Annotated in this window: 26 protein-coding genes and 1 pseudogene; 10 read left to right on the forward strand and 17 right to left on the reverse strand. The window is 65.5% G+C overall.

Going from position 1 to position 25,068, the window contains the following annotated elements:
• The first annotated feature begins 30 nt into the window (after positions 1 to 30).
• The 4 genes from J9314_RS00945 (at position 31) to J9314_RS00960 (ending at position 3,754) form a co-directional block, all read left to right on the forward strand.
• Entirely contained in the window at positions 31 to 1,194 is a 1,164-nt protein-coding gene (locus J9314_RS00945) for a thiolase family protein (RefSeq protein WP_210604055.1), read from the forward strand.
• On the forward strand, positions 1,191 to 2,027 hold the full coding sequence (locus J9314_RS00950; protein ID WP_210604056.1) for an enoyl-CoA hydratase/isomerase family protein: 837 nt from the start codon (positions 1,191 to 1,193) through the stop codon (positions 2,025 to 2,027). Before J9314_RS00945 ends, J9314_RS00950 begins: the two co-directional genes overlap by 4 nt.
• Entirely contained in the window at positions 2,024 to 2,890 is an 867-nt protein-coding gene (locus tag J9314_RS00955; protein ID WP_210604057.1) for a 3-hydroxyacyl-CoA dehydrogenase family protein, read from the forward strand. Before J9314_RS00950 ends, J9314_RS00955 begins: the two co-directional genes overlap by 4 nt.
• A gap of 87 nt (positions 2,891 to 2,977) precedes the next feature.
• On the forward strand, positions 2,978 to 3,754 hold the full coding sequence (locus J9314_RS00960; protein WP_210604058.1) for an enoyl-CoA hydratase/isomerase family protein: 777 nt from the start codon (positions 2,978 to 2,980) through the stop codon (positions 3,752 to 3,754).
• Between the two features lie 3 nt (positions 3,755 to 3,757).
• Here the strand turns inward: J9314_RS00960 and J9314_RS00965 are convergent, their stop codons facing one another.
• The 4 genes from J9314_RS00965 to J9314_RS00980 form a co-directional block, all read right to left on the reverse strand.
• Positions 3,758 to 4,543 (reverse strand): TVP38/TMEM64 family protein, encoded by a 786-nt coding sequence (locus tag J9314_RS00965; protein ID WP_210604059.1) that lies wholly within the window; start codon positions 4,541 to 4,543, stop codon positions 3,758 to 3,760.
• Positions 4,544 to 4,738: 195 nt separating this feature from the next.
• Positions 4,739 to 6,223: a S1C family serine protease gene (locus tag J9314_RS00970; RefSeq protein WP_210604060.1), complete on the reverse strand. Its 1,485-nt coding sequence runs from the start codon at positions 6,221 to 6,223 to the stop codon at positions 4,739 to 4,741.
• A gap of 283 nt (positions 6,224 to 6,506) precedes the next feature.
• Positions 6,507 to 7,286, reverse strand: coding sequence for an SDR family NAD(P)-dependent oxidoreductase (locus tag J9314_RS00975; protein WP_210604061.1), 780 nt, complete (start codon positions 7,284 to 7,286; stop codon positions 6,507 to 6,509).
• Positions 7,283 to 8,179, reverse strand: coding sequence for a helix-turn-helix transcriptional regulator (locus J9314_RS00980; protein ID WP_210604062.1), 897 nt, complete (start codon positions 8,177 to 8,179; stop codon positions 7,283 to 7,285). The genes J9314_RS00975 and J9314_RS00980 overlap by 4 nt, the downstream gene beginning before the upstream one ends.
• Between J9314_RS00980 and J9314_RS00985 the strand changes: the two genes are divergently transcribed.
• Positions 8,178 to 8,444, forward strand: a complete 267-nt coding sequence (locus tag J9314_RS00985) for a hypothetical protein (protein ID WP_210604063.1) — start codon at positions 8,178 to 8,180, stop codon at positions 8,442 to 8,444. The two genes, J9314_RS00980 and J9314_RS00985, sit on opposite strands and share 2 nt — an antisense overlap.
• 89 nt (positions 8,445 to 8,533) lie before the next feature.
• On the opposite strand, the gene J9314_RS00990 is transcribed toward J9314_RS00985, so the two are convergent.
• From J9314_RS00990 to J9314_RS01010, 5 genes are all read right to left on the reverse strand, one after another.
• Positions 8,534 to 9,142, reverse strand: coding sequence for a DUF998 domain-containing protein (locus J9314_RS00990; RefSeq protein ID WP_210604064.1), 609 nt, complete (start codon positions 9,140 to 9,142; stop codon positions 8,534 to 8,536).
• Positions 9,139 to 9,603: a MarR family winged helix-turn-helix transcriptional regulator gene (locus tag J9314_RS00995; RefSeq protein WP_210604065.1), complete on the reverse strand. Its 465-nt coding sequence runs from the start codon at positions 9,601 to 9,603 to the stop codon at positions 9,139 to 9,141. Before J9314_RS00995 ends, J9314_RS00990 begins: the two co-directional genes overlap by 4 nt.
• Positions 9,604 to 9,798: 195 nt before the next feature.
• A complete protein-coding gene (locus J9314_RS01000; protein WP_210604066.1) occupies positions 9,799 to 9,969 on the reverse strand; it encodes a hypothetical protein in 171 nt (56 codons plus the stop codon).
• Between the two features lie 17 nt (positions 9,970 to 9,986).
• On the reverse strand, positions 9,987 to 11,357 hold the full coding sequence (locus J9314_RS01005; protein ID WP_210604067.1) for an L-lactate MFS transporter: 1,371 nt from the start codon (positions 11,355 to 11,357) through the stop codon (positions 9,987 to 9,989).
• Between the two features lie 237 nt (positions 11,358 to 11,594).
• Positions 11,595 to 12,377, reverse strand: coding sequence for a SurA N-terminal domain-containing protein (locus J9314_RS01010; RefSeq protein ID WP_246490544.1), 783 nt, complete (start codon positions 12,375 to 12,377; stop codon positions 11,595 to 11,597).
• A gap of 248 nt (positions 12,378 to 12,625) precedes the next feature.
• Between J9314_RS01010 and J9314_RS01015 the strand changes: the two genes are divergently transcribed.
• The gene (locus tag J9314_RS01015) at positions 12,626 to 12,982 is read left to right on the forward strand and encodes a VOC family protein (RefSeq protein ID WP_181274094.1); all 357 of its coding nucleotides are present in this window, start codon (positions 12,626 to 12,628) and stop codon (positions 12,980 to 12,982) included.
• 114 nt (positions 12,983 to 13,096) lie between these two features.
• Here J9314_RS01015 and J9314_RS01020 read toward each other — a convergent pair whose 3' ends face one another.
• Entirely contained in the window at positions 13,097 to 14,320 is a 1,224-nt protein-coding gene (locus J9314_RS01020) for an epoxide hydrolase family protein (protein ID WP_210604068.1), read from the reverse strand.
• A 245-nt stretch (positions 14,321 to 14,565) separates the two neighbouring features.
• Positions 14,566 to 15,267, reverse strand: a pseudogene (locus tag J9314_RS01025) (NAD(P)H-dependent oxidoreductase); the annotation flags it as partial.
• Positions 15,268 to 15,289: 22 nt separating this feature from the next.
• Here J9314_RS01025 and J9314_RS01030 point away from each other — a divergent pair.
• Positions 15,290 to 15,625: a winged helix-turn-helix transcriptional regulator gene (locus tag J9314_RS01030; protein ID WP_210604069.1), complete on the forward strand. Its 336-nt coding sequence runs from the start codon at positions 15,290 to 15,292 to the stop codon at positions 15,623 to 15,625.
• A 116-nt stretch (positions 15,626 to 15,741) separates the two neighbouring features.
• Here J9314_RS01030 and J9314_RS01035 read toward each other — a convergent pair whose 3' ends face one another.
• Both J9314_RS01035 and J9314_RS01040 read right to left on the reverse strand, forming a co-directional pair.
• On the reverse strand, positions 15,742 to 16,299 hold the full coding sequence (locus J9314_RS01035) for a dihydrofolate reductase family protein (protein WP_210604070.1): 558 nt from the start codon (positions 16,297 to 16,299) through the stop codon (positions 15,742 to 15,744).
• 111 nt (positions 16,300 to 16,410) lie between these two features.
• Positions 16,411 to 17,091 (reverse strand): GntR family transcriptional regulator, encoded by a 681-nt coding sequence (locus J9314_RS01040; RefSeq protein WP_210604071.1) that lies wholly within the window; start codon positions 17,089 to 17,091, stop codon positions 16,411 to 16,413.
• Positions 17,092 to 17,220: 129 nt separating this feature from the next.
• Here J9314_RS01040 and J9314_RS01045 point away from each other — a divergent pair, with 129 nt between their 5' ends.
• Together J9314_RS01045 and J9314_RS01050 are read left to right on the forward strand one after the other, a co-directional pair.
• The gene (locus J9314_RS01045) at positions 17,221 to 18,558 is read left to right on the forward strand and encodes a 2-hydroxycarboxylate transporter family protein (protein WP_210604072.1); all 1,338 of its coding nucleotides are present in this window, start codon (positions 17,221 to 17,223) and stop codon (positions 18,556 to 18,558) included.
• Between the two features lie 119 nt (positions 18,559 to 18,677).
• Entirely contained in the window at positions 18,678 to 19,454 is a 777-nt protein-coding gene (locus J9314_RS01050) for a cyclase family protein (RefSeq protein ID WP_210604073.1), read from the forward strand.
• A 187-nt stretch (positions 19,455 to 19,641) separates the two neighbouring features.
• Here the strand turns inward: J9314_RS01050 and J9314_RS01055 are convergent, their stop codons facing one another.
• From J9314_RS01055 to J9314_RS01070, 4 genes are read right to left on the reverse strand one after another with little or no spacing between them, the layout of a single operon-like run.
• On the reverse strand, positions 19,642 to 19,911 hold the full coding sequence (locus tag J9314_RS01055; protein WP_210604074.1) for a hypothetical protein: 270 nt from the start codon (positions 19,909 to 19,911) through the stop codon (positions 19,642 to 19,644).
• Positions 19,912 to 19,941: 30 nt separating this feature from the next.
• On the reverse strand, positions 19,942 to 21,291 hold the full coding sequence (locus J9314_RS01060; protein WP_210604075.1) for a TRAP transporter large permease subunit: 1,350 nt from the start codon (positions 21,289 to 21,291) through the stop codon (positions 19,942 to 19,944).
• Positions 21,292 to 21,347: 56 nt separating this feature from the next.
• Positions 21,348 to 22,184 (reverse strand): HpcH/HpaI aldolase/citrate lyase family protein, encoded by an 837-nt coding sequence (locus J9314_RS01065; protein ID WP_210604076.1) that lies wholly within the window; start codon positions 22,182 to 22,184, stop codon positions 21,348 to 21,350.
• Positions 22,181 to 23,377, reverse strand: a complete 1,197-nt coding sequence (locus J9314_RS01070; protein ID WP_210604077.1) for a CaiB/BaiF CoA transferase family protein — start codon at positions 23,375 to 23,377, stop codon at positions 22,181 to 22,183. Before J9314_RS01070 ends, J9314_RS01065 begins: the two co-directional genes overlap by 4 nt.
• Positions 23,378 to 23,527: 150 nt before the next feature.
• On the opposite strand from J9314_RS01070, the gene J9314_RS01075 reads away from it, so the two are divergent.
• Entirely contained in the window at positions 23,528 to 24,733 is a 1,206-nt protein-coding gene (locus tag J9314_RS01075) for a M20 metallopeptidase family protein (protein WP_210604078.1), read from the forward strand.
• The last annotated feature ends 335 nt before the right edge of the window (positions 24,734 to 25,068 follow it).

The raw sequence follows: 25,068 nt of genomic DNA on the forward strand, positions 1-25,068 counted from the left end.
TCGAACTGCACAACATCACTGAGGAGACCCATGCCCGAGGCATTCATTCTTGAAGGACTGCGCACGCCCATCGGCAGGTACGGGGGAGTGCTCGCTGATCAGCGGCCCGACGACCTTGTGGCTCAGACCCTGAAGACCGTCGTGGACCGGTCCGGGATCGACCCGTCCGACATCGACGAGGTCATCCTCGGCTCGGCGAACCAGGCCGGTGAGGACAACCGCAACATCGCCCGCATGGCCGTGCTCCTGGCAGGGCTGCCCGAATCGGTGCCCGGGTTCACCGTCAACCGCCTGTGTGCCTCCGGGATGACCGCGATCACGACCGCGCGGGCGATGATCGCCGCCGGAGACGCCGAGGTGGTCGTGGCCGGGGGAGTCGAATCGATGACTCGTGCGCCGTGGGTGAGTGAGAAGCCCTCCCGCGCGTGGTCGAAGCCGGGCAGGACCTGGGACACCTCGATCGGGTGGCGGTTCACCAACCCGGCCTTCGACGAGGACACGACCCTGTCGATGCCGCAGACAGCCGAACGCGTCGCCGAGAAGTGGAAGCTCACCCGCGAAGCCCTCGATGAGTTCGCGTTCAACTCGCACCAGAAGGCACTGGCCGCCCAGGCTGCCGGAAGCTTCGACCCGGAGATCCTCCCCATCGGTGAGGTGACCGCCGATGAAGGACCGCGCGATTCGACCCTGGAGAAGCTCGCGAAGCTGCGCCCGATCCACGGGCCCGGCGGCCTCATCACCGCCGGCAACTCCTCCTCCCTCAATGACGGGGCGGCTGTGACGATCCTCGTGTCCGAGGACTACGCGAACCGGCATGGGCTCAGCCCTCGCGCCCGCGTCGTCGCCGGCGCCAACGCCGGGGTCTCCCCGGACATCATGGGCATCGGACCCGTGCCTGCCACCCGCAAGGTGCTCGAGCGCACCGGCTGGTCGGTCGCGGAACTCGACGCCGTCGAACTCAACGAGGCCTTCGCCTCCCAGTCGCTGGCCTGCATCGGCGATCTCGGTCTCGACCTGGAGACTGTCAACGGCTTCGGCGGGGCCATCGCGCTCGGGCATCCGCTCGGCTGCTCGGGCACCCGCATCACCCTCACCCTGCTCAACCGCCTCGAACAGGCCGGCGAGAAGAAGGGACTGGCGACCATGTGCGTCGGCGTCGGCCAGGGATCCGCGCTGCTGTTGGAGCGCGCATGAGCGCGGGCGATAGCTCAATGCTGCTCATCGAACGGCTGCCCGACCGGACGATCATCCGGCTCAACCGGCCCGAAGTGCGCAACGCGATCGACCAGTCGATGGTCGAGGCGCTGCACGCGGTGTGCGCCGAACTCGAATCCGAGCCGAAGGTCGCGATCATCACCGGCACCTCGGGGGTCTTCGCCGCTGGTGCTGACATCTCCCAGCTGCGCGATCGTCGCCGCGATGACGCGCTCGCCGGCATCAATTCGAAGATCTTCACCCGCATCCAGGAGCTGCCGATGCCGGTCATCGCCCTCGTCGAGGGATATGCGCTGGGCGGCGGGGCCGAACTCGCCTTCGCCGCGGACTTCCGCATCGGCACCCCGACGACGAAGATCGGCAACCCGGAGACCGGACTCGGCATCCTCGCCGCGGCCGGTGCTGCGTGGCGGTTGCGCGAACTCGTCGGTGAACCCCGCGCCAAGGAGATCCTCCTGGCAGGTCGGACGCTGCAGGCCGAAGAGGCCAAGGCCATCGGGCTGCTCAACGACGTCGTCGACCCTGAAGACCTCGAACTGGCTGGGCAGGCACTGGCCGATCGGATCGCGAGCTTCGCGCCCTTGGCGGTGCGGTTGAGCAAATCCGCGTTCCACGCACCCCGCGAGGCCCACCCGCTCATCGACAACGTGGCGCAGGCCGTGCTCTTCGAATCGCAAGAGAAGTACGCCCGCATGGATGCCTTCCTCGCGAAGAGGGAAGCGAAGAAACGTGCGAAGGCCGAGGCTGTGGCCACCGAAGCGATGGATCAGCAGCGCGAACCCCGCACCGACGAGAGAGGCAGCACCGAATGAGCGAGACCGACACTCCAGCCACACCCGCCGAGGCGGTCTCCCGCGTCCCCGACGTCGTCGGCGTCTACGGCGGCGGACGGATGGGTGCAGGCATCGCGCACGCCTTCGCCACTGCCGGTGCGCGCGTCATCGTCATCGAGAGCACCGAGGACACCGTGGCCGCGGCCCGGCAACGCATCGATGCCTCCACGAGTAAGTCGCAGTCGAAGGGCATCGACGTGCCCGGCACCGTCGTCGTCGATCGCGACCCCACCTTGCTCGATGAGGCCCTCCTCGTCGTCGAAGCCGTGCCCGAGATCGTCGAACTCAAGCAGGAGGTCCTCGCCGCTATCGCGAAGCACGCACCGGCAGCGAGCATCGCCACGAACACCTCGGCGCTGTCGATCGACGAACTCGCCGCCGCCCTGCCGAGGCCGCAGGCTCTCATCGGGCTCCACTTCTTCAACCCGGTCCCCGTCTCCGAACTCGTCGAGGTCGTCGTCGGCACCCACACCGACACCCGCCTCGTCGAGGTTGCCAGGGGATGGGTGGCAGGACTCGGGAAGACGGCGATCACGGTCAAGGACTCGCCCGGATTCGCGTCCTCCCGCCTCGGCGTGGCCCTGGCGCTCGAGGCCATGCGGATGGTCGAGGACGGCGTCGCCAGCGCCGAGGACATCGACCGTGCCATGACCCTGGGCTACCGGCACCCGGCCGGGCCGCTGACGACCACGGACATCGTCGGACTCGATGTGCGTTTGGGCATCGCCGAGCACCTGGCCGAAGAACTCGGACCCCGTTTCGCACCCCCGCAGATACTGCGCGACAAGGTCGCCGCAGGGGAACTCGGGCGGAAGTCCGGGCAGGGCTTCTACACTTGGTGACACCCCGCGCCAGCGGTGAAGGCCGCCGGAAGACCTCCTCGGCGCCCATGACATCACTCCCCTGACAGGACACGCAAAGGAGCACCCATGACCGACATCCAGCTGAAGAACCGCGGCCAGATCGCCGAGATCATCCTCGACGGCCCGGAGTCCCGCAACGCCCTCGACGCGGACAACCTCCGCGACATCGCCGCAGCTGTGGCCAAGATCGCCGAGGCGATCCCGAACGTCCGCGTGCTCCTCATCCGCGGTGAGGGCACAGTCTTCAGCTCCGGCCGCGATATCTCAAACGTCGACGTCGAGACCGACGACGCCCACGCGTTCCTCGCCGAGACCTTCGCCCCCGTCTTCCAGGCGATCCGGGCCCTGCCGATCCCCGTCATCGCGCAGGTCCAGGGGGCCGCTCTTGGGCTGGGCTTCGGCATCGCCGCGGCCGCCGACATCATCTTCGCCGCCGATGACGCCAAGTTCGGCTCCCCGTTCGCCGCGATCGGCGCAATGCTCGACTCCGGCGCCCACCACGTGTTCCTCGACCGGGTGGGCTATCACCGGACGATGGACCTCATCGTCACCGGCGATTTCATGACCGGCGCCGAGGCGGCCGCCACCGGGATCGTCTCCCGCGCGATCCCAGCTGCGGAGCTGGCCGAATTCGTCGAAGCGAAGCTTGCGAAGATCGTGTCGGGGCCCGCCGAGGCCTTCGCGATGGAGAAGGGCTTCGTGCAGAAGCTCGCCGACGACCGTCCGAGCCTCGCCGAGGTGCTCGCCGAGGAGGCCGCGCTGCAGGAATCGGCCCGCCAGACACCTGACTACGCCGAAGGATTCCGTGCTTTCCAGGAGCGGCGGAAACCGAACTTCGAGTGAGGCTCAGTCCGCCTCTGACGTCTCGCCTGCCTCCGCGTCGCGAGTGCGCTTCCAACGGCGCACGGTGATGATCGTCAGAGTGATGACCAGCGCCCACGAGATTCCGACGGCGACGCCGTGGAAGATCGTCGGGTCGCCGATGAACGCACCGACAGCGACGAGTGAGAGCTGACCCGGCAGGGATGAGATGACGGTGGCGGTGAGGAAAGTGCGGTTGTCGATGCCGAGCGCCCCACTGCCGTAATTCACCGGCCAATAGGGGAATCCGGGCATGAGGCGCAGGGCGCACACCGCATAGAATCCACCGCCGGTGAGCCGGGACTCGACGGATTCGGCATGCGATCCGAGCAGCTTCATCACCGTGTCCCGACCGAGGGCTCGGGCGATCCAGTACCCGCCCCAGCAGCCGAGGACGACTCCGATCATCGACCACAGCGTGCCGAAGGGCAGACCGTAGATGAGACCGCCGGCGGTGGCCATGATCGTCACCGGGATGGGGGTGGCGGCGACGACGGCGTAGATGAGGATGAAGACGGCGAAGCCCCAGAAGCCGGCGGCCGCGATATCGTCCTGAAGCACATCGATCGAGGGCAGACGCACGTTGAAGACCGCCCACACTGCGGCCAGCAGCGCCAGCGCCAGGGCGATGTTGCGCAGGATCGTCGGCCAATCGAGGCGGGATCGTTTCGCGTCGGAGCCTTCGGAGTTCCGTCCATGCGGGATGCTGTGGGGCGAATCCTCCGGGAGTGCTCTCCGCTTCGGTGCTGAGGGTTCGTCGTGTCCGGGCATGGACCGATCCTACGTCCGGGCAGGTGCGCGACGGGAATCAGCGGAACGCGTCTCGCCCCCGCCTGCGGTGAATGCGGGCGAGGGCGAGACGGTGCTGACATGAGCCGAGGCACGGTAGGGGCCGACTAGGAGGCGGGGGAGGGGCCGACTATGACGTGCTGTAGGGGCCGGCGCCGGGGCCGCGGGAGGCTGAACTCAGGCGGCGGGGCCCTCGGTCAGGGTCACCTCGGCGGTGTGGGACTGACCGTCGGCGTCCGTCCAGGTCAGGGAAACCTTGTCGCCGGGTTTGTGCTCGGCGATGGCCTCGGAGAGCGCAGTGCCGTCGGTGATCTGCGTCGACCCGATCTTCGTGATCGTGTCACCGGCGCTCAGCCCAGCCTCGGCGGCGGGGGTGTCCTCATAGACCCCGGCGACGACCGCGCCCTCGGTCTGCGAGGAGGCACCGGACTGGCCGCTCGAACTGCCCTGGCCGTATTGACCCTGCTGACCTCCTTGGCCATATTGGCCGCCCTGCGAAGACTGACCGGACTGCCCTGACTGGCTCTGCTGGTCGGACTGGCCGACGCCGATGCCGAGGAAGGCCGGATAGCCGAGCGTGTTCGTGCTCGTCTGCTCGCCGGCGACGATCGATTCGGCCGTGGACAGCGCGGTCTCGATCGGGATGGCGTAGCCGGTGACCTGGGCGGTTCCGGACGAGGCCGCTGTGTTCATGCCGACGACCTCGCCCTCGTCATCGAGCAGTGCCCCACCCGAATCGCCGGAGACGATGTCGGCCTGGACCTGGATCATGTCGTTGAGCGTCTCCGAATCCTCGGTGCCCTGCGCGGTGGTGGTGACCGAAGCGCCGAGGTCGGTGACCGATCCGTCGGCGGCCTGCAGCTGTCCGCCGCCCTCGGAATTGCCGACGGCGGTGATGTCGTCGCCGACCTGCACGTCGTCATCGTCGATCGTGGCCGTCTGCAGGTTCGAGGCATCCTTGAGCTTGAGCACGGCCACGTCCTTCGTCGAGTCCGAACCGACGACGCTGGCCTCGTAGGTCTTGCCGGTCGTGGCCACGGTGACGGCGATCTTCGTGGAATCGGCGATGACGTGGTTGTTCGTCAGCACCAGACCGTCCTTGCTCAGCACCATGCCGGTGCCGGCCGCCTCGGCGTTCTCATAGCCGAGCTGGGTGTCGATGAGGACGACGCCGGTGGACTCCTTCTCACTCGCCGGGGTGGCGTCCTGCTGTGTCGAACCGTCGCTGCCCTGTCCGGTGTCGGGGGACTGCGAGCCGCCGCCCGGGATGGTGCCGCCGGAATATCCGCCCTGGCTGCCGCCTCCCTGTTCGCCGTTGCCCTGCCCGAGGTTCGGCGACTGTGTGCCTCCCTGACCATTGCCGGTCTGGCTGCCGCCGCCCTGGCTGGGGTCGGTGGGCTGACCGCTGAACGGGATGGCCGATTGGGCGGAGCCGGCCGCGACCGTGCGGGCGTGCATGGCTGCGGCGGGCAGACCGGCGGCCGTTCCGAGGCCGAGTGCCAGTGCCGCTGCCGCTCCGGTCACTGCCAAGGCGAGTCGACGCCTGCGGGGGCGGGGCCGGGTGACGGCCGCTGCCGTCGCCTCGGTGCCGAATGCGTTCTCACCGTTGTCCCCAGCGCCGGTCGCTTCGTGTGCTGACCTCGTGCGCTTCGACTCGTTCATGGTCTGTGCCTTTCTCCATTCTGCGGAAGTGCTCTGTGATTCCTATTGAGTACCCGCACGCTGTGGCCAAGCTGTGGCGCAGCTGGAGCGAAGCTTCGACTTTGTCAGTCGCAGGCTGAGAGGCCGAGGCCGAGAGACGTGAGACCTGCCCGGGGCGGAATGGTTGATCCGACAGGGCTGGCTCTGGAGGCGACGGCCGGGAGAGAGGATCAGGTAGCGATGACGATGGTCGGGACGTGTAGTCGAATTGGAGGGCCCGCGTTGGTGCCTTACCGGCTAAGCATCATTTCGACGCATGAGGTTTGGAATCGCTGGCAAATCTGCGGGCTTTGACGCGTTCTGGGGTGAGCTTGTTGCGCAAGGCCGACCAGCGCGTGCTGCGGTCTCCGCCCACGACATGGTCGCGTCCAGCAAACAGCGCGTCGACGCCGAGCCGAGCGACGAGCTCGGGGTCGTTCTTCCAGGAGTTGTCGCCGAACTTGGTGTCCTGCATACCGGCGGTGTCATGGAAATCCGTCGCGGTAGCACCTGGAAGCAGCGCAGTGACGGACACTCCGTACTCGTGCATCTCTTCGCGCAGACCCTGGGCAAAGCTGTACATGAATGCCCGGGTCGGTCCGTATATCGACTCGTACGGGGTCGGTGTCGTTGCCGACACCGAGGTGGTGATCAGGATTCGCCCCTGCTTCTGCTCGGCCATCCGACGAACAACTCGCTTCGCGAGAATGACCTGACTGGTCACGTTGAGATCGAGCATGTGCAGCTCATCGTCGAGGTCAGTGTCGAGGAAGCCGCCGCCGAGGCTCTTGCCGGCGTTGAGAACCGCGACGTCGAGACTCACCCCGAGCTCCTCGAAGGACCGCCAAGCGGCATCGAGCTGCCCACGGTCGGTGAGGTCGGCGCGAACCGGCGTCACCGTCACCTGCGGCAGCTTCTCGGGCAGCGCGAGGATCTTCTTGCTCGCACCGATGCCGACGATGTCATATCCACGGGAGGCGAGTTGCTGGGCGATGCGGAAGCCGATCCCTGAGGAGGCTCCGGTGATGAGTGCGGTTCTGGTCACGGTGTGGTCCTGTCTGCTGGTTGCTGATGTGTCATGTCTGCTGAGTCGGCGGTCTCGGCGCGTTCTGTGGCGCGCCATGTCGCCAAAAGCCGGAGTGCCTCGGCCGATGAGTCATCGGCAGCGGAGTAGACGAACAGGGTCTGAGTCGAGTCGTCAGGGACGGTGAACGCTTCCCAGTCGATGGTGAGACGCCCGGCGACGGGGTGCGCGAAGCGTTTGGTCCCCGAGGTGCGCCCCTGCGGATTGGGGCGCGCCCACCACGCCGCGAACTCTGGGCTGGCGGTGGCGAGTTCCCCGACGAGCGCGGCGATCGCGGGATCTCTGGGGCGTGCGCTGGCCTCGAGCTGCAGTACTCCGACGAGTTCCGAGGCAACGTTCGCCCAGTCGAGGTAGAGGTCGCGGACCCCGGGCTCTGTGAAGATCCAGCGGAGCAGGTTCCGATCATCCGGTTCGCGGGCAGGGAAGTCGGCCAACAGGGCCCAGGCGAGCTCGTTGCCGGCGCACACTTCCATACGGGGCCCGAGGAGGAACGCCGGTTGGTTCTGCAACCCGTCGATCATTCTCCGGATGCCCGGGCGGACGACTGCGTTCCCGTCGGCAGTCGTGGTGCCAGAAGTTGGTCGAGCGAGGTTGAACAGGTACTCCCGCTCAGCAGCATCGAGCCGCAGGGTGCGAGCGACGGCCGCGAGTACGGACTCCGACGGAGTGACCTGACGTCCCTGCTCGAGCCGCACATACCAGTCGACGCTCACACCGGAGAGCACTGCAACCTCCTCGCGGCGCAGTCCCGGCACGTGACGCGGCCCGGCGTCGTTGATCCCCGCATCCTCGGGCCGTATGGCGGCGCGCCTGGCGGTGAGGAACTCACTCAGAGTCTGTTTCTTCCTACTCATGACTTCGATTCTCCCAGCTGCCGAGCCGCGCTGGGAGGGAGAAGGAGTCATATGGTCTCCCGGACCTCTCGACCACGACGCTGACATCCACCGCAGGGACCTGCAGCGGAACGGCAGGCTCACCATCCCGGTTCTCTCCAGCGGCGGGGCGGCTCAGGCCCTTGCCGTCAACTACCTGCCGATGTGCGAGGGGATCGCCGAGGAGAAGCCGAAAGAGTTTGTGGACCTCTTCCTCGAGTTCGATGCTGGTGCACGGGCCCAGTGATTCGCACAGGGGACTCCAACCCGCACCACTGAGTCGGGTACATGGTCAGGCTGGTTTTCGGCCCGAAGTGAATCAGCGGATGGCGCAGCTCAGGCGGCGCTGACGATGATGCCGATGGACACTCCGATGTAGAAGAGGTTGACGGAGAGGATGAAGATGCGTTCGGAGATGCCGAAGACCTTCGGACGCAGCTTCTTGATGATGAGGACGATGACGCTCACGATCAAGGAGACCAGAGCGATCCAGGCGATGACGCTCAGCGTGCTCGCCAGCCACTCAGGGCCGGACTGAGTGAAGAGCCTGGTGAAGTTGCCCATGCAGGCATAGCTGATGGCGAACCATGCGATGGCCAGGAGGTAGTGGAGGCGGCCGATCGTCGTGAGCTTCTCGCCTTCGATGTCGGTGGGAACGAGCGGCAGGGCGATGAAGATGAGTGCGAGTGCGGCCAGGGCGATCGTCACTCCGGTGACGTCACGCCAAGCGGGGAGGCCGAGCGCTGTGGCGACGGCGAGGACGGCCCAGAACGCGGCGGTCAGCCACGTCATCGTGCTGCTCAGGCGGCGGGTGGGCCCGACCGCATAGTCGCTGACGGCATGGCCGACGATCGTGTAACCGCTGGGGACGAGGTGGAGGGCGATGAACACGCCGAGGCGGGCGAGGCCGAGGACGAGAGCAGTGATGGCGAGGACGGTGGTCATGAGTTCTCCTGAGACTGAGGTGCGTCGGCGGGCTGTGAGGTAGCCGGAGTGCGGATGGTGCGGACCTCGTCGTGGAGGTCGCGGATCGTGGCGGCGAGCGAGTTCGGGTCGATGCCGATCGCGCGGGCATTGTCGTCGAGGGAGTGTCCGAGCAGTTGCGCGCAGTGCGCGCTCTTGGCCTCCCCCGCCGAGGTGAGGCGCAGTTCCCGACGATTGCCGGATCCCGGTGTCGCCGCGTTGGTGATGAGATCGTCGGCCAGCAGCGCCTTGACGATTCCGGACCCGGCGGCCTCGGTGACGCCGAGCGACTTCGACAGCGTGCGTCCGGTGATGCCGGGGTGGTGACCGAGGATGACGAGAGCGACGTATTGGTTGTAGGTCAGTCCCTCGGGACGCAGCATCTGCTCCGCCCACCGGTCGAGTGTGCGGACCAGGTCGTGAAGTTCATGAGCGAGATCCATAAGAGTAAGTTAAGCACTTAAGGTAATCGAGGGCAAGGGTCATTCGACCATTTTCTGCGGCCGGTCAGCACCCGGAAGCAACTGATCCCCGGCAGAACCAATGTCGGTTCTGCCGGGGATCGGAAGTCTCCCGCGACGAAGGCGGCGCGTGCACGGCTGCGCAGGGCAGCCTCGGCGAGGATTCGGCGGCGAAGGTCAGCCGGTGAAGATCGCGACGGCCTTGACCACGGTCAGCACCAACCCCCAGGCGAGGCCGCCGACCACGACGACGGTCAGCGTCGAACCGACCGCCCGGTAGGCGCCGCCGACGGGGGACTGCGGCGAACCGGAGTCGGGAACGTGGGCGATGTGGGTGGAGTCATTCATTCTTTCAGACCCTTCCTTCAGTCTTCTTCGAGGGCGGCGGCCTGCTTGGCTGCGACGTCCTCTTCGCGTTCGAAGTGCTTCTCGGCCACGGGGCGGACCAGTGCGTTGGCGATGAAGCCGATGATCAGAGCGCCGACCATGATGAACATGCCGGGGGTGTAGAGTTCCGGTCCGGACTTGCCGGCCGCCTCACCGGCCTCGACGACGGAGTTGACGATGAGCGGACCGGCCACACCGGCGGCCGACCATGCCGTGAGCAGCGCGCCGTGGATAGCGCCGACCTGGTACACACCGAAGAGGTCCTTGAGGTACGCGGGGATGGTGGCGAATCCGCCGCCGTAGAAGGAGATGATGATGAGCGTGGCGAGGATGAAGAGAATGATCGATCCGCCGCCGAAGAATGCGACGAGGAGATAGAGGATCGCCCCGACGCCGAGGTAGAGCATGTAGTTGTTCTTCCGCCCCAGGTAGTCCGAGGTCGTCGACCAGATGAAGCGACCGCCCATGTTGCCGATCGAGAGCAGGCCGACGAAGCCTGCGGCGGCTGCGGCGGTGATGCCGAAGTAGGCCTGGATCATCGGGGCGGCGTTCTCGAGGATGCCGATTCCCGCAGTGACATTGAGGAACAGGACGACCCACAGCAGCCAGAACTGCGGGGTGCGGATGGCATTGCGGACCGAGACGTTGCCCTTCGTCTGCATCGGCTTGGCCGCGACCTTCGAGGGGTCGAAACCCTTCGGGACCCATTCGGGGTGGGGGACGCGGATGACGAAGGCGCCGGCGGCGATGACCACGGCGTAGACGATGCCGAGGGTGACGAAGGTCGGGGTGAGACCCGCGACGAGGTTCTCGGGTTCGGGACCTCCGCCGTAGAGGGCCATGAGCTGGTTCGACATCGGGCTGGCGATGAGCGCGCCTCCGCCGAAGCCCATGATCGCCAGGCCGGTGGCCAGGCCCGGACGGTCCGGGAACCACTTCATCAGCGTCGACACGGGTGAGATGTAGCCGATGCCCAGGCCGATTCCGCCGATGACGCCGTAGCCGAGGTAGACCAGCCACAGCTGACCGGTGACGATGCCGAGCGAGGCGATGAAGAAGCCGACGACCCAGCAGGTTCCGGCGGCGACCATCGAGGCCCGTGGTCCGTTCTTCTCCACCCAGGGGCCGAAGACCGCCGAAGAGATGCCGAGCATGAGGATCGCGATCGAGAAGATCCAGCCGATCGAGACCTCACCGGCGTCGAAGTGGTCCATGAACGGGATCTTGAAGACGCTGAAGGCGTAGACCTGGCCGATGCACAGGTGGATGGCGAGTGCGGCCGGTGGGATCAGCCACCGGTTGAAGTTCTTCGGCGCAACGATCGCCGAACGCGTGAGAATGGAAGCCACGGGAAGTCCTTTTCTGTGGTGGGCTCGTGTGGTGCCGAGTTCGGGTCACCGTCGGCACCGTGTCACTGTCGGCAACGGGCCACCGTCGACAACGGGGCTCGGACGGACGATGCGGTCGGTGTCGATCCGAACGATATCCACTAAAGAGTAGATGCCACTCACAGAAAATGCGAGGAATTCTCAGGGTTTTGTACAGAAAGGGCGCAAGGTCCCGCCTGCTGGGACGGAATCAGCCGCTCAGAGGTTGATCGTGACGTCGGCCTTCTTACGCAGCTTCTTCGCGTACTTCTGAGTCGCCTCGTTGGACTTCTGGCTCTTGACCTGTTCCTTCAGCTGGGGGCGCATCTCGTCGATCGAAGGCATCTCCTGCTGCTGCCCGCCCTGCTGAGCCATCTGCTCCTGCTGGGACTTCGCCTGCTCGTAGGCCTGCCCGATCTCTTCGCCGCTGACCTTGAACTCGCCGTATTCGTCTTCGACGAGGCCTTCGATCTTCAGCTGGTTCTTAAGCTCTGAGCGGACCTTCTTCTCATCCATGCCCTGGTCCTTCATGGACTTGAGGAAGTCCTTCTCGCTCATCTGCCCGGACTTGGCGGATTCCTTGAGGGCCTTGTCGATGTCCTTGTCGGAGACCGAGATGTCGCGCTTGTCTGCTTCCTGCGTGAGCACTTTCGTGCTCACGAGGTTCTCCGCCGTCTGCTTCTTCAGATCCTTCTCATCGACCGGCTGGCCCGACTGCTGGGCCTGCATCTGCATCTGCTGGTACTGGGTCTCGAAGAGGGGGACGAAGTCGTCCTTCGTGATCTTCTCGCCGTTGACCTCGGCGACGACCTTCGGGATGTCCTTCGTACTCGGTTTGCCCTGCCCGGAGGCGTCCTGCCCGGAGGCATCGGCACCGGGGGACTGCTCGGCGGCAGCCGAGGACTCCTGGGGCTTCGCTTCGTCGCCCTGACTTCCGCACGCGGCCAGAGCCACGACGGACACGGACATGGCCAGGCCCAGCAACCACCGGTTGGTTCGCACAATCACTCCTGATTTCGGGATCAGCCTGTCAGGCTAACAGAGCCGATTCACCGAAGAATGTGTGGAGTATGTGCGGCCCGTGGCAAGGGTGATTGCGGTAGTCCGGCCCGGCGAGGTTCAGATGTGCCATCTGTTCGTCTCGGATTCGTCGATCGGGCACTGACTCGCGTCAGCCTCGGCGGGTACACTGCGGCTACCGGAATTGCACGGAGCACGGTCCGTGCGATCCGCCGCGAAGGGAGTTGGCCATGGAATCGACGTTCCGCGGGGTGTTCCTCACCTGCACCGACGCCGAGGCGACCGCCGCCTTCTATCGTGAGATCGCGGGCCTCCCGCTGACGACCGAGGGCGACGAGGAATACACGTATTTCGTCGTCGAGGCCGGTGGGGTGCAGGTTGCCCTGCATTCGGCTGAGGCGTTCGCCGACTATGCGTTCCCGCCCGTGGCCGAATCCAATCTCACCCACCTGTACTTCCGGATCCCCGATCAGGATGAGTTCCTCGAACGGATCAAGAACGCGGGAACTCCGCTGGTGGCCGTCGACGACGTCGTCGTCACGGTCGAGGATCCGGACGGCCGAAAGGTCATGTTCGGCACGGCGTGAAGCAGAGATCGTCTCGAGACACCGGTTCCGTGTCGAGGCACCTGTGCACACCGCACACACAGGTGTCTCGGTGCTCCAGCGTTGTTTCGACGAAAAATTCTTGTTCCAGGTGCTTCAGCGGTTCCCGGCAAGGATTGCTGAGAGTCCGGCTCTGAGGTCGTCGACGAACTCATCCGGCATTTCGAGCGAGGGGAAGTGTCCGCCGCGTTCGGCGGCTCTCCAACGCACGATGTTGCGGTAGTGATGTTCTGAGAGGGCGCGGGGATACTTTTCGATGTCGTGCGGGTACATCGTGATCGCAGTGGGGACGTCGACGCGCAGATCTGGATCGAGGGAATCATGGCTTTCGAAGTAGATCCGCGCCGAGGAGGCACCTGTGCGCATCAGCCAGTACAGGGAGACATTGTCGAGCAGGCGGTCGCGGGAGATAGTCTCGAAGGGGGAGTCTTCAGTGTCCGTCCACTCGGCGAACTTGTCGAGGATCCACGCGAGTTGGCCGACAGGCGAGTCGACGAGGGCGTAGCCGATGGTCTGCGGTCGCGTCGCCTGCTGGTGCGCATAGGCGGCCCGATGTGTCCAGAAATCCTCGGCATCGAGGGCCCAGGCACGCTCGTCTTCCGTCAGTTCCTCCAGTGAGCCTCCCGGGACTCCGGGCGCATAGGTGGTGTGGATGCCGATCAGGTGATCGGGGAAGCGCCCACCGAGGATCGTGGTGATCACCCCGCCCCAGTCGCCGCCGAAGGCCGCGAACCGGTCGTAGCCGAGCCTGCCCATGAGTGTCACCCATGCCTCGGCGATTCGGTCCGTAGACCAACCGGTGACGCTCGGTCTGTCACTGAAGCCGAAACCGGGCAGAGACGGCACGACGCAGTGGAAGGCCGGTGCTGTGGGATCTGTCGGTTCTGCAAGTTCGTCGATGACGTCGATGTATTCGGCGATGCTGCCCGGCCATCCGTGGGTGAGGATCAGCGGTGTCGCATCCGTTCGGGAGGAGCGACGGTGCAGGAAATGGATGCTCAGGCCGTCGATGTCGGTGCGGAACTGGCCGACACCATTCAGACGGTCTTCGAAGTCCCGCCACGAGTAGTCGGTTCGCCAGTAGTCGACAAGCTCCGTGAGGTCGTCGAGCGGTACGCCTTGGTCCCATCGTCGCGGATCTGGTTTCGGCCGGACCACTGTCTCGGGTTCGGGCAGGCGGGCCGATTGCAGTCGGGTACGGAGATCGTCGAGTTCGGTCTCGGGAATGTGTGAGGCGAATCCTTGGACGGAATCGGCCACTTGCGCAATGTCTGCGGGGCGGGAGTCGGTGGCTGGACGGGAGTCGGTGGACTTGTGCATCGTGATTTTCCTCTGAGAGTCGGTGACATTCGCGGAGAGTGAGAACGTGCGTGGTCAACTGGCGATGTGGATGCGGACTCCGTGTTCGCCGGGGCAGATGTGGGCGCGAGTTCCCAATCGGGCGAGTAGTCCCCGGTGAATTGCGGCCGGTAGGCGATGGCCGGTTCGGTGAAGAGGCCGTCGAGGCGCTCGATCAGCCTGTCGCGGGCTGCGTCGAAGTCGTCGATCCGGTCGGCGCAGGGGACAGCGAAGGGCTCGAGTACGCTCATGCCTGTGTAGGCGAAGGTGCCGTGGAGAAGGCCGAAGAGGAGCTCTCGCAGCTCACCGGACTTGCCCCGCGGCCCGATGGCCATCGGACGATCGCCGAGGGTGGTGACGACGAGAACCTGCTTGCCTGCGAACGGTCCCTGTTCGAAACGGAGGCGTCGTCCCGTGGTCGGGTCGGTGCCGAAGGCGAAGCCGCTGACGAAGACGCGATCGAACCAGCCTTTGAGGATCGCGGGCATTCCGTACCACCACAGGGGGAACTGAACGATAACCGCGTCGGCGCGCCGAAGCTTCTCCTGTTCGCGGGTGGTCTCGTGCGGTTGGGTGCCGTCGACGTGCGCGCTGCGGGTGTCGGCGCTGACGCGGAAGCGGTTGGGGGAGTGGACGGACTCGGGATCGGCCGCCTCGGTGCTGGGTTCACCGGTGTTCGGCTCATCGGTCCGGGCGGCATGACCGCCGTCGCGCCGACGCAGGACAGGATCCCAGCCCATGGCGTAGAGATCGGATGTCAGGACGGTGTGCCCGACATCTTGCAGGTGGGCGATTCCCGCGCTGCGCAGGTTTCCGTTGAGTGATCTCGGTTCGGGATGCGCACTGAGCCAGAGGATTGTCGAAGGTGTGTCGTCTCCTTGCATGGTTCCATCGTTGCCGCCTAGCGTAAGACTGTCTAGTACGGACATTTCTGTCCCTGTGGAGGTATGTATGCGGTTGCCCGTGCGTCGTGCGATGGATGTCTGCCCGGTCGAGGTCGCGGTCTCAGCGGTCGGCGGCACGTGGAAGCTCACGCTGATCAAGCATCTCCTCGACGGGACGCGTCGATTCAACGAACTCGGACGGTTGGTGCCCTTGGCGAACACGAAGACCCTCACCCGGCAGCTGCGCGAACTCGAGGACGATGGCCTGGTTCGGAGAGTCGCGTACCCAGAGGTACCGCCGCGGGTCGAATATTCACTGACCGATCTGGGGCGCAGCCTGGAACCGATCGTGACGGCGATGAATGTGTGGGGCAAGGACTTCGCGGCGAACCGGACTGGCTGATGTCTCAACTGCCGGTTGAGCTGAGCAGGACGGGCAGTGTTGCAGGTCGGACTGAGTAGTTCGGGCGATGTCGTCGGTCGGACTCTCGCGCTCGCCAGAGGCGAGAACGTCGCTTTTCAGGCACCCGGTTCGTAGGCCGAATACACGATCCCGCTGGGGAAGGACTTCGACTCGATGAGCCGCAGTCGAGGAGGCCTGGCCGAGTGCGCTCCGTCGTGGAAGTATCCGCGCCCGCGGCCCTGCCACACCGGGTAGGTGAACATCCGATACTCATCCACCAACCCCTCGGCGATGAGTTCGTGAGCCAGGGTGATGCTGCCGGTGACGATGACGTCGCGCCCTGTCTCCTCACGCATTTCCGCAACCGCCCGCATCGGATCGGAGCTGATGATCTGTGTGTTCTGCCATCCCGGCTCTCTCAAGGTCGAGGACACAACGCGTTTGTCCACCTGGTCCAGCTGTGCCGCGACTCCGGTGGTGTCATCGGTCTGGGCAGGCCAATAGCTGCGGAAGTCCTCGAACGTCTGCCGGCCGAGGAGCAGCACGTCCTCGTTCGCGGACTGCCGCATGAGCTCGGCTGTGAGCTCTTCGTCCTGGGCCTGCGGATCGAACCAGTCGTCGAGCATCTCGACACGGCCGTCGAGAGTGATGTTCTGAGTGATGATGATGCGCACGGTCGGTCTCCTCATCGAGATTCGTGGTGTCACCACAGTACTGAACGCAGTGGTCCGCCGTCGAGGGTGCCGTTCTGAGCGACGACGATGCGCGAGACGGACGCCGAGGCCTCAGGATGTCTGCTGACGTTCGGCGGTGTCCAGACGGTCCCTGCCGGAGGCCTGGACGTGGTCGCGGCCGAGGCGCTCTGCGGTCTCGCCGTCACCGCGCTCGAGGGCGTCGACCATCTCCTTGTGGACGGTGAGGATGCCGCGTGCCCAGTCGCGATCGCCCCACAGCGAGGTCGACTGAGGGACCGGGTAGGCCCACCACAGCTGCTGAACTCGGGGTGCGATGACATCGGGGCTGCCGATGCGCGCGATCTCGTCGTGGAATTCGCGCGACAGTTTGGCGAGCTCGCCCGGCTCGTCGTCACCGGGAAACTTCGCCTCTGCCCGGGCGAGGATCTCGCGCAGGCGGGTGACGTCGTCGTCCGTGCGCTTCTCAGCGGCCAGCTTGGCGGCGAGGCCCTCCATGACGCCACGCAGGAGATAGACCTCCTGGAGGTCGTCTTCATTGAGTTCGGAGACCGCGGCGCCGAGGTTGTCGGTGTGCGAGATCAGTCCGACGGTTTCGAGTCGGCGGAACGCCTCTCGGACGGGGGAGGCCGAGACGCCGAGCTGTTTGGCGACGGTGTTCTGTCGGATCGGCTCGCCTGGACTCATCGCGCCGGACATGATGCGCTCGCGCAGCCACTCGTAGACGTACTGCGTCTTGCCTTGGGGCGGCTTGGGGTGGTCTGCGGAAGTCATTATCCCAGTCTAACCAAGCGCCGAACGATTGACATCGATAATCGATTATCGATAATCTACACAACAACCGGCGACGCAGAACGCGGCGCGGCGGCAGAGACGATGATGTCGATGGAACACGGAGTTGCAATGAGCAGGTCACCACACACAGACACCGCCGAGGTCGGCAGCCGATCGGTCTCACGCGCAGTGATTGCGGGGATACCCTGGCCCTATTTTCTCATCTGCGCCGCGCTCGTCGCGGCCGCCGGGGTGCTCGGTGAAGTCCCCGACAACCTCGTCGGCGGATTCACCGTGTGCATGGTATTCGGCGGATTCCTCAGCTGGCTGGGCAATCACACGCCTTATCTGAAGAACTTCGGCCTCTCCGCAATCGCCTGCACCCTGCTCCCTGCCTTCCTGCTCTTCGCTGGAATCCTGCCGACGCGGGTCGCCGACGTCATGGAGAACTGGACCTCGGGTTACGGGTTCATTGACTTCTTCATCGCCTCGCTGATTGCGGGAAGCATCCTCTCAATGCCTCGCCAGCTCCTACTCAAGGTCGGGTTCAGATTCGCCGTGCCCGTCGTCTGCGCGGTCATCGTGTCATTCGTCCTGGTCAGCCTCCTCGGCGGGCTGTTGGGATTCGGGGTGCGAGAAGCGGTGCTCTTCATCGCCGCGCCCGTCACGGGTGGGGGAATCGGCGCCGGAGCCGTTCCGCTCTCACAGATGTATGCCACCGCTCTGGGCGGGGACGCCGGCGACTACCTCTCGCGGCTGCTGCCGTCCGTCGTCATCGCGAACACCGTGGCGATCTTCATTGCGGGTGTCTACAACGGACTCTCGCGCAGCCGGCGCAGGCTCTTCATCGGATTTGACGGCGAGGGACGTCTGCTGCGGAAAGAGGTGGCCGGTGATGTCGATCAGGTTCCCCCGGAACGGGACTCCGCGTTCTTCTCGTCGATGGCCGCTGGCATCGTCGTCGCCGGAACGCTGTATTTCGCCGGGCTCATCCTCGCTCATTTCGTCCCGGCCGTCCACGGCTATGCTTGGACGATCCTGCTGGCCGCTCTGATCAAGATCTTCGATCTGCTGCCCGAACAGCTCGAGCAGGCATCCGACGACTGGTACAGCTTCGTCTCCAAGAGCTGGGTTCCCGCTCTGCTCGTGGGCTGCAGCATCGCCTACATTGACGTGGGCCAGCTCCTCGGGTCCTTCACCGATCCGATCTACGTCCTCCTCACCCTCGCCGCGATCCTCATCATCGCCGGGGTCGCGGGTCTGACAGGATGGCTGTGTAAGATGTACTTCCTCGAAGCCTCGGTCACGGCCGGGCTGAATATGGCTGATATGGGCAGCGACATTCCTGTGCTCTCGGCCGCCAACAGGGTGAACCTCCTTCCGTTCTCCCAGATGACGAGCCGATTGGGAGGAGCTTTCGTGCTCTTCCTCGTCTCGGCCCTGCTGCCCCTGCTGGCGCGCCTGTGATCAGCCGGACCCGGCGGCGAACAGTCAGCCTCCCCGACTGCAGCACCTTCCCTGGCTGAGGCAGCCTCCCTGGTTGAAGCTCCCTCACCTTCATCGACGACCAAGGAGAACTCACCTACATGCGCACGCTGGATCTCGGCCGCCGGTTGGAGGCCGGAATGGCCAAATCGCCCAGTCATCCGGACTTCACTCACGTCCTCCAGCGCCGGCACGGTGATCGGGTCCGGGGCGACGGCGGCAGCGGTGCCAGCGACATGGTGATCATGGGGCTCCACGTGGGAACTCATATCGATGCGGCCGCCCATGTGTCGCAGGACGGACGGATGGCCGAAGGGCTCACGGTGGGTGAAGCGATGGAGAATGGGCGCTTCGCCCGCCTCGGTGTGCACGAGGTCGCACCATTCGTCGCGCACTGCGTCGTCCTCGACATCGCGACTCATCTGGGAAGCCGACGCCTTCCCGGCGGATTCGAGATCTCGGCGGCTCTCCTCGACGAGTGTGCGCAGAGACAGGACACGCCTATCGAGCCGGGATGCGTCGTCTTCATAAGAACCGGGTGGGGAACGCTGTTCGGCGATCCGGAGGCCTATATCGGCCACGCCAGCGGCGTGCCGGGAATCGGCATCGAAGCCGCCCAGCACCTGGTGGGGCACCGCGTGCGCTGCGTCGGTGCCGACACCAACGCGTTCGAGCTCGTTCGCCCCGGACAGGGGCATTCGGCTCTGCCGGTTCACCGCGTCCTGTTGGTAGACAATACGATCAACATCATCGAATCCCTCGACCTCGAGCCGGTCCGAGATGCTGGAGTCTCTGCTTTCGATGTCGTGATCGCTCCGCTCTACGTCTACGGTGCAACCGGAGCTCCGGTGCGACCGCTGGCTATGCTTCCCGACTGAGCGGCCCCACGCTGGCAACCGAATCCTGGCGGTCCACTGGGAGCACGCGGTCGGAAAGGCAGCTGTCGGCAGGGTGCCCTCGGAGTGCCAGTTCCGGGATGCCAGCACTTGGGCAAGAACCTAGGGAAATAGATGGGGCCCGGCGAGATCAGATCTCGCCGGGCCCCTGCTCCTCGGTGCAGCATTGTCAGTCCGAGCTCTTCCAATGGAATATGTAGGACATTGCGAAGCCGAGGAGCCCCGCCGCAGAAGCTGCGACCGTGGTTGGCAGGGCGAGGGCATCGACCACCCCGACGACGAGGCTGCTGCCCCCGATGATCACCCCGATGAGCTGGACGATCACGAGGACCGACCCGAGGACGAGGAACGCGACGAGCAGAACTTTGAATAGGGCCATGAGCGCGCGGCGCAAGCCGTGCAGCGGCTCCGACGATGCATTGGACTCGGACTGTGGCATGGGAGACCTCCGTTTGTGTCGACAGGTGTGTCAGGTGTTGATGAGGGGGAGCAGACCGACCGCGATCAGTGCCCCGATGACGAGCGTCGGCACGACGAACCAGGTGATCAGACGCACGAACGTCTTCCCCGGGTCGACTCCGGCGATGCCGGTGGCGATGTAGATCGGCGCGGCACCGGGAGGTGATGCTCCCTCGGTCGAGGCGAATACGAGGATCGCCACAGCTGCCGCCAGCGGCGTAGCGCCCGCGGCGGTGAGCGCGGTGAAGGCGACCCCTCCGACCGCGGCGATCGTGGCGGTTCCGGTCAGCGGGGCCGCGATGATGAGGATGAGGACTCCGACGAGGAGTGCGACGACGATGGCAGGGGCATCGAGCATCCCCATGATCACCGTCAGGTCTTCCGAGAGCCCGAGCTCCCCGAGGGATCCGGCGGCGGCGAACGCGAAGAACAGAGTGGCACCGACCACTGCGTACTGCGGTGCGACCTTCTCGAGGAGCATGTTCCAACCGTGGCCGGTGCGCGGCAGGTTCTTCCAGCCGATGATGATCGCGGCCATCAGCACGAGCACAGGGATCCAGACGATGATGCTGATGGCATCGGCGGCAGACGTGCCGAGGCGGGAGACCGTCCAGTCTGCGCCCGGGCCGACCGTGAGCAGCAGCGGGATGGCGATGCCGAGATAGATCAACAGGGCCGTCCAGCCCTGCTTGAGGGCGGTGCCGAAGGGTTGGATGTCACCCTTCGAGACCTTGTCGATTCCGAATTTCCGGACCCAGATGAAGACGAGGATGAGCCTGTGGAGAAGCGTCCACAGTCCTCCGCAGAGCAGTCCGACGAACAGCATGTCCGCAGAGACGTAGGGACTGACCGCCGCCGACCCGAGGAGGAGGAACATCGATGACGAGGGAGGGAACGAGATGCCGAGGCCGGCGTTTCCTGCCACGAGAGTCGAGGCGAGGGCCGGACTCCAGTTCGACCGGGTCATCCAGGGGATCGTGATCGAACCGACGGCGGCGGCGTTTCCGGACCCCGATCCGGAGACGGACCCGAAGAGCGCCGAGGCGACCGATGAGACATAACCAGCACCGCCGCGGAAGCGGCCGAAGATGGAGTTGAGAATGGCGACCTGGCGTTGCATGAGGCCCAGCTCGCCGAGCATGTAGCCCATGAAGACGAAGGTGAGTGCAGCGAATACGACTTCCTCGCTGGCTGCGCCGACCAGCCCCTCCCACAGTACGGGCAGAAAGTCAGATCCGCCGAAGAGGCAGACGGCGATGAATCCGACGAGCATCGCTTCGCCGATGTTGCGTTTGAATACGCCGTTCCACACCACGATGAGTGCGATATAGGAGATGAGGGCCCAGATCGAGATGGTCAAATTGAACTCCGATGGTCAATGGCTGTCAGTGCAGGAGGGGTACGACTGAGGGTGTCTCAGTCGTTGGAGCGGGTCAGCGAAATGATGTACCTGGCATCGTCGACGAAGGGCTGGTCGACGAACGAGCCGTCCTCGAGTGCGACGGCACCACGGCCTTCCGCCTCGGCAACGTCGGCGGCTTCGATGACCCTCCGGGCGTGGGCGATGTCCTCGAACGAGGGCTGGAATGCCCGGCGGATCGGCTCGAGCTGGCGCGGGTGGATGGCAGAGCGCCCGGCGAAGCCGAGGTCGCGCAATCGCAGCGAATCCCGGTGTAGCCCATCGTTGTCCTCGACATTGGGGTAGACAGAGCCGGTCGGAGGATTCTTCCCGGCCGCCGCCAGCTCGACCACCAGCTGGACTCGGATGATGTCCATGGCGGCCTCACCGCGCAGATGCAGCGCTGCGCGCATGTCATTGTCGCCGAGGCTGACGCTCGTGACATCGGGTGCGCGGCAGATGCTGCGCATCGCGGCAACAGCTTCGGCATCCTCGATGAGCGCGTGGATCTCCAGCTCGGGAACGACCGCACGCACCTCGGCGATCTGCTCCGGTGACGTCACCTTCGGGACTCGCACACCGGTGACATGCGGGGCTTCGCGCAGTGCGCGGAGGTCGTCGTGTCCCCAGGCGGAGCTCAGCGAGTTGATCCGGACATGGATCCGGGTCTGACCGGGTTCCTCGAGCTCGGCAAGGAAGGCGACAAGACCCTCGCGAGCCGCGGTCTTCTGCGCCGGCGCCACTGCGTCCTCGAGGTCGAAGATGACGACGTCGGCCCCGCGTTCGAGCGAACTCGCGAGACGATCGACGCTCGAGGCGGGGGTGTACATATACGTGATGGGCGTCGTTGTCACAGCGCTTCACCCCTGTCGAGCATCGCGGCGATCTCCTCGACCCCATAGCCGAGTTCGTCGAGCACAGTGGTCGTATCCTCGCCGTGGCGACGGCCCGCCCAGCGGACCGATCCGGGATTCTGGGACATTCTGAACATGACGTTCTGCATCCGCAGACTGCCCAAATCGGGGTCGTCGACGTCGATGACTGTGTCGAGCGCCTTGTACTGCTCGTCCTCGACGATGTCGCGAACGTCGTAGACGAGCGCCGCGGCGGCCTGGGCATCCTGGAACCCGGCAAGCGCCTCGTCGGCGCTGCGTTCGCGGACCCATGCCGAGACCGCGGCATCGAGCTCATCGGCATGCGCTGCGCGTTCGGTGCCGGTGGCGAACCACGGCTGCTCGATGAAATCGGGGCGCCCGACCATCCGTATGACCCGCTCGGCGATTGACTGCGAGGACGTCGAGATCGCCAGCCAGCGGTCATCGGCGGTCTTGTACAAGTTCCGCGGGGCGTTGTTCGTCGAGCGGTTGCCGTGGCGCTCGGGAACGGTACCGAGCTGATCGAAGATGGTGATCTGAGGTCCGAGCGTGGCGAGGATCGGTTCGATGAGCGAGATGTCGACTTCCTGCCCTCTGCCCGTCTCCGCGCGGGTGTGCAGGGCGACCATGGCCGAGTAGGCGGCGCCCATGCCCGTGATGGCGTCGGCGAGCGCCAGAGGCGGCAGGGTCGGGGGGCCGTCGGGTTCGCCGGTCATCGACGCGAAGCCGCTCATCGCCTCGGCGAGGGTGCCGAATCCGGGATCATTGCTGCGGGGGCCGAACTGTCCGAACCCGGTGACACGGACGACGACGAGGCCGGGATTGTCGCGAGTCAGGTCGGCATAGCTCAGTCCCCATCTGTCGAGGGTCCCGGGACGGAAGTTCTCGATGAGGACGTCGGCGGTCGCGGCGAGCCGGAGAAATGCCTCCCGGCCACCATCGGTGTGGAGGTCGAGAGCGACTGTTCGCTTGTTTCGCCCGAGCACCTTCCACCACATGCCGTGCCCGTCCTTGGATGGCCCGTGGCCACGGCTGGCGTCGGGCTTCTTGGTGTGTTCGACCTTGATCACCTCCGCCCCCATATCGCCGAGGAGGGTAGCCGCCATCGGGCCGGCGAAGAGTGTGGACGCGTCGATCACGCGCAGATCCGTGAGAGCTTCTTTGCCTGTCATGCTTTAACGATAACAGATAATCGATAATCGGTAGATACGCTTCCGGGCGCGGGCTGACCGGATGGACTGGAGCAATGATTCGTCCGGAGTCGGTCTAGAATCGAGGTTCAGCGCCAGCCGCTCTCAGCCCACCGCTTAACGAGGAGAATGATGTCGTCCGTTCCCGATTTCCGCACCGAAGCGCAGGGCCACCTCGGCGATCTCATCTCTCTGCGACGGAAGCTCCACGCGAATCCCGAGTTCGGCTACGATCTTCCCTTCACTCAGCGCACGGTGCTCGACGAACTCGCCGGACTGGGACTCGAGATCACCACGGGCGAATCACTCACCTCGGTGGTGGCCGTCCTCAAGGGCGGGAAACCAGGACCCGCGGTGCTGCTGCGCGGGGACATGGATGCCCTGCCCGTCGCCGAGGACACCGGCCTGGACTTCGCGTCTGAGAACGGGAACATGCACGCATGCGGACACGACCTGCACACGGCCGGGCTCGTCGGCGCCGCCCGCCTGCTCGCGGCGCACCGGGAGGAGATCCCCGGCTCGGTCATCTTCATGTTCCAACCCGCCGAGGAGGTCGACGGCGGTGCCGAACCGATGATCGCCGAAGGGGTCCTCGAAGCCGCGGGAGTCCCCGTCGTCGCGGCCTACGGCGTCCACGTCGAAGCCGATGTGCGCGGCCGCTTCACGACGAAGGGCGGCCCGCTCATGGCCGGATTCGCCGACCTGAGCCTGACCATCCACGGCGCCGGCGGGCACAGCAGCCAACCGCAGGCGACCCGCGATCCCGTGCCCGCGCTCGCCGAGGTGGTGCTGGCGCTGAATACGATGACCGGCCGGTCCTTCGACATCTTCGACCCCGTCGTCGTCTCGGTCACCCAGCTCGAAGCGGCGCAGGCCAGCAACGTCATCCCGGACTCGGCGAAGCTCACCGCCTCCATCCGCTTCCTCTCCGCCGAATCGCTGGCGCTGCTCGAAGCGCGGGTGACCGAGATCGCCGAGAACATCGCCCGCGCACACCGCTGCACCGCCGAGGTGGACTTCCAGGTCGGATTCCCCGTGACCGTGAACAACCCCGCAGAGTCAGCGGTCGTGCTCGACAGGTTGAGTTCGGTGTTCGGGGAGGACAACGTCGTCGAAATGGAGCATCCGCGCATGGGGTCCGAGGACTTCTCCTTCGTGCTGCAGAAGGTGCCGGGCACATTCGTCTTCCTCGGAGCGACTCCCGAAGGCATCGACCCCGATGCCGAGACGAACCACTCGCCGCGCGTGCAGTTCGATGACGGGCTGCTCGGCGATCAGTCTGCGGCGCTCGCGCACCTCGCGTTCACGCGGTTGGAAGATGAGGCTGCGCGGGGCTGAGGCTGGGGCAGGGCTGGTGCCCCCGCCGCCGAAACAGTGTGGCGTCGACGGGCCTGCCGACGACACAACGGTGGAGCGCCGAGACCACTGTGTGTGCATGGGTGTCTCGGCGCTCCACCGTTGTTTCGACGAAGTTGGGCTAGCGCGCTGTGCCTCCTGCGGTGTTCGTCGGCGTTCTTTGGTCATTCCACCGCGTTTTCGGCGACGAAACCACGGTGGATCGACCGAACAATCGCTGCTCCGCGCCGCAGACTGCGCCGGCGGGCAACAGTGACATGAGTGCGGGAGTGTGCAGGCGCAATCGGATGCTCAGGAGTCATTGAGAGCATCCGATT

The organism is Brevibacterium oceani (assembly GCF_017948325.1).
GTDB lineage: Bacteria > Actinomycetota > Actinomycetes > Actinomycetales > Brevibacteriaceae > Brevibacterium > Brevibacterium oceani.